Origin of the sequence: Microbispora sp. ATCC PTA-5024 (assembly GCF_000511135.2) — a bacterium.
Lineage (GTDB): Bacteria > Actinomycetota > Actinomycetes > Streptosporangiales > Streptosporangiaceae > Microbispora > Microbispora corallina.
In genome coordinates, this window is record NZ_KI866526.1 from 630,087 (window position 1) to 634,062 (window position 3,976).

The 3,976-nt window shown below is 75.6% G+C and carries 3 protein-coding genes and 1 pseudogene; 3 read left to right on the plus strand and 1 reads right to left on the minus strand.

Annotated features, from left to right (window positions below; all coding sequences use genetic code 11):
• Positions 1 to 681 (minus strand): annotated as a pseudogene (locus tag MPTA5024_RS42935) (PucR family transcriptional regulator); the annotation flags it as partial.
• Between the two features lie 86 nt (positions 682 to 767).
• Between MPTA5024_RS42935 and MPTA5024_RS33580 the strand changes: the two are divergent.
• The 3 genes from MPTA5024_RS33580 to MPTA5024_RS33590 all read left to right on the plus strand — a co-directional run.
• Positions 768 to 1,715 (plus strand): MBL fold metallo-hydrolase, encoded by a 948-nt coding sequence (locus MPTA5024_RS33580; protein WP_157099866.1) that lies wholly within the window; start codon positions 768 to 770, stop codon positions 1,713 to 1,715.
• A gap of 40 nt (positions 1,716 to 1,755) precedes the next feature.
• Positions 1,756 to 2,916, plus strand: coding sequence for a lactate 2-monooxygenase (locus MPTA5024_RS33585; RefSeq protein ID WP_036331768.1), 1,161 nt, complete (start codon positions 1,756 to 1,758; stop codon positions 2,914 to 2,916).
• A gap of 155 nt (positions 2,917 to 3,071) precedes the next feature.
• A partial coding sequence (locus MPTA5024_RS33590) for a serine/threonine-protein kinase (protein WP_157099890.1) occupies positions 3,072 to 3,976 on the plus strand: 905 nt, incomplete at its 3' end.

Below are 3,976 nucleotides of genomic sequence, written 5' to 3' on the forward strand. Positions count from 1 at the left end.
CCCCGGTTCCGCGGCGCCGGTTCCGCGGTCTTCCGCCCCGCCGATCCCCCCGGCCGGCTCGCCGCGGCCCGAGCGTCCGGCGGCGTCGGCGAGGACGGCGGTCACGGTGCCGCCCGGGACGTCCATGGGAGTCTCGCGAACGTGGCGGCCCGCGGCGCGCAGCCCGGCCACGAGCCCGCCGGCCGGACCGGACACCGCGAGCACCCGGACCGGCGCCGCCGCGGGGAAGCCCATAAGCCGCAGCGCCCGGGCCCGCTCGGTCTCCCCGGCCCCCTCGGCCAGGACGAGCTCCACGAGCGCGGGGTCGTTCACGGCCGGCCCCGCGGCCCGTTCCACGGCCACCGCCGCCGCCTCGGCGAACCGCTCCAGCACGATCTCGTCGAGCCCGTGGGCCCGGCCCTCCCGCTCCAGCCACACCCGGCCGCCGGACGGCAGAGGACGGGCGGCGCCGTTAACCGGCGGCGCGGACGGATACTCCACCGAGCCGTCGGCCAGCGCCCGCACGAAGCCGCCCGACCCGTCGGCGAAACCGGCCGGGCACTGCGCCAGGCGGGCCGTGGCCTGCGCCATCCCCCGTACGGTGACGTGGTCGCGGACGAGGGAGTCGAAGTAGGCGATCACGCGCACGGCGCTCTCCGCGTCGGCGTCGAGCCCGGACAGGCGGAGCAGAAGACCCTGCATCACCTCAATGTAGACCCGTGTCCGATACCGTGCCCCTCGCCGGCCGGCGGCCGCGCACGACCACGTCACACCAGGGAGAGGACACGATGACGCCGTACACCCGAGGCCTGCACGAGATCGCCGACGGCGTGTGGGCCTGGCTGCAGCCCGACGGCGGGTGGGGCTGGAGCAACGCGGGCCTGGTCGCCGGGCGCGGGGCGAGCCTGGTCGTCGACACGCTGTTCGACCTGGCGCTCACCGGCGAGATGCTCGCCGCGATGAAGCCGGTCACGGACGCGCACCCGATCACCGACGCGGTCAACACGCACGGCAACGGCGACCACTGCTTCGGCAACGCGCTGCTCGACGCCGCGGTGCGGATCCACGGCGCGCCGGAGGTGGCCGAGCGCGCGCACCACGAGTCCCCGGAGGTGATCTCGGCGCTGCTCGCGCTCGACTTCGGGCCGCTGCTCAACGACTACGCCCGCCGGGCCTTCGGGCCGTTCGCCTTCGACGGCGTGCCGCTGCGGACGCCGGACACCCCCGTGCTCGCCGCCACCACCCTCGACGTCGGGGGCCGGCAGGTGCGCCTGCTGCCCCTCGGCCCCGCGCACACGGCCGGCGACGTCGCCGTGCACGTGCCCGACGCGAACGTGCTGTTCTCGGGTGACCTCCTGTTCGTCGGCGGCACGCCGCTCATGTGGACCGGGCCGGCCCGCAGCTGGATCGACGCCTGCGAGGCCATGATCGCCCTGGAGCCCGAGGTGATCGTCCCGGGGCACGGGCCGGTGACCACGGTCGAGGGCGTCCGCGAGGTGCAGGCGTACCTGCGGCACGTCGGCGACCGGGCGCGTGAGGCGCACGCGGCGGGCAAGACCTGGGAGCAGGCCGCGTTCGAGATGGACCTCGACCGTTTCGCCCGGCTCCCGCTGGCCGAGCGGGTCGTGGTGACCACGTACGCCGAGTACAGCCACCTCGACCCCACGCTGCCCGAGGCGAACCAGCTGGAGCTGTTCGGCCTGATGGCCAGGTGGGAGTACGAGCGGAACGGCTGATCTCCACGGCCCTACACTCCACGTCGGGAGGCGCGAGCACATGGCGAACTGGTCGGACTTCCAGTACGAGATCTACCTGAACGGCCTGACGGGCGCGGTGCCCCGGCTGCCCGCCGACCTCACCCGCCTGGGGGAGATGGCCGAGCGGCGGCTCGGTCCCGGCCCGGTCGGCTACGTCGTGGGCAGCGCGGGCAGCGGCGCGACCGAGCGCGCCAACCGCGAGGCCCTGGACCGGTGGCGGATCATGCCCCGGATGCTGCGCGACGTCTCCCGGCGCGACCTGTCGGTGGAGGTGCTGGGCCGCGTCCTGCCCGCGCCGCTCGCCCTGGCGCCCATCGGCGTGCTGTCGATCATGCACCCGGACGCCGAGAAGGCGGCGGCCCGGGCCGCCGCGGCGCGCGGCGTGCCGTTCATCCTCTCGTCGGCGTCGAGCACGCCGATGGAGGAGGTCGCGGCGGCCATGGGGGACGCCGAGCGGTGGTTCCAGCTCTACTGGGGCCGGGACCGCGAGGTCACCCGCAGCTTCCTGTCCCGGGCGAAGGCCGCCGGGTTCGGCGTCCTCGTCGTGACCCTCGACACGCCGATGCTGGCCTGGCGCCCCCGCGACCTCGACCAGGCGTACCTGCCCTTCCTGTACGGCGTGGGCACGGCCAACTACTTCATCGACCCGGCGTTCCAGGCCGGTCTCGCCCGGCCCGTCCACGAGGACCTGAACGCGGCCGTCCTCCACTTCAGCGCGAACTTCGGCGACCCGGGGAAGACCTGGCCCGACCTCGCCGAGCTGCGCGAGCAGTGGGACGGCCCGATCGTTCTGAAGGGCGTGCTGCACCCCGACGACGCCCGGCGGGCCGCGGACGCGGGGATGGACGGCGTCGTGGTGTCCAACCACGGCGGCCGCCAGGTCAACGGCTCGATCGGCGCGGCCGACGCCCTCCCCGGCGTCGCCGAGGCGGTGGGCGACCGGCTCACCGTGCTGTTCGACAGCGGCATCCGCACCGGCGACGACGTGGTCAAGGCGCTCGCGCTGGGCGCCCGCGCTGTGCTCCTCGGCCGCCCGTACGCGTACGGCCTGGGCCTGGACGGCCAGGCGGGCGTGGATCACGTCATCCGGTGCCTGCTGGCCGAGACCGACCTCACGCTCGCCCTGTCGGGCTGCTCCGGCCCCGCCGACCTCCACCCGGACCTGCTCGTCCGGGCCTGACCACGCGCTATCTCGGAAAGCGTCACACTCCGCCGGGACCACGCACGGCCCCGAGCCGCCGCCCCGACCGCGGGGATCCCCGAACCGGAGCCCGTCACCGATCTTCGGCGGGATACTGGGAGTGCTGACACGTGCCCCCGACCCCCCGGAGAGTCATGCCGGAGCCCCAGCCGCTGGAGCCGGGCGACCCCGTCCGCCTGGGATCCCACCGCATCACCGGACGCATCGGCGAGGGCGGCCAGGGCGTCGTCTACCTGGGCGAGTCGGAGGCGGGCGGCCTGGTGGCCGTCAAGCTCTTCCATGCCCGGCTCGGCCAGGACCGGGCAGCCCGCGACGACTTCGCCCGCGAGGCGGACCTCGCCCGCCGCGTCGCCCGCTTCTGCACGGCCCAGGTGCTGGAGTCCGGGATGGAGGGCGGCCGGCCGTACATCGTGAGCGAGTACGTCCCGGGCCCGGCGCTCCACCAGGTGGTGGCGGCGGAGGGGCCGCGCTCGGGCAGCGCCCTCGAACGGCTCGCCATCGGCACGGCCACCGCGCTGGTCGCCCTGCACGACGCGGGGGTCGTGCACCGCGACTTCAAGCCGCACAACGTGCTGATCGGCCCGGACGGCCCCCGGGTCATCGACTTCGGGATCGCCCGCGCCCTCGCCGGGACGAGCACGATGACCAGCCAGGTCGTCGGCACTCCGGCCTACATGGCGCCGGAGCAGCTCGTGGCCGGGGAGCTCGGCTTCGCGCTGGACGTCTTCGCCTGGGCCTCCACCGTCGCCTTCGCCGCCACGGGCCGCCCGCCGTTCGGCTCGGACGCGATCCCCGCGATCATCCACCGGATCCTCAACCAGGAGCCCGACCTCGACGGCGTCGAGCCGCCGCTGCGGGGCCTGCTGGTGGAATGCCTCGACAAGGACCCGGCCCGCCGCCCCACGGCCCGGGAGCTCCTCGACCGGCTGGTACGCCTCCGGAGCGACCCGGCCGCCCACCCGGCCGTCCCGGCTCCGGACCCGGCGGCGCCGCCCGCGGGCGTCCCGGCGGGTGCGGGGGTCGCGGGCGCCGGGACCGT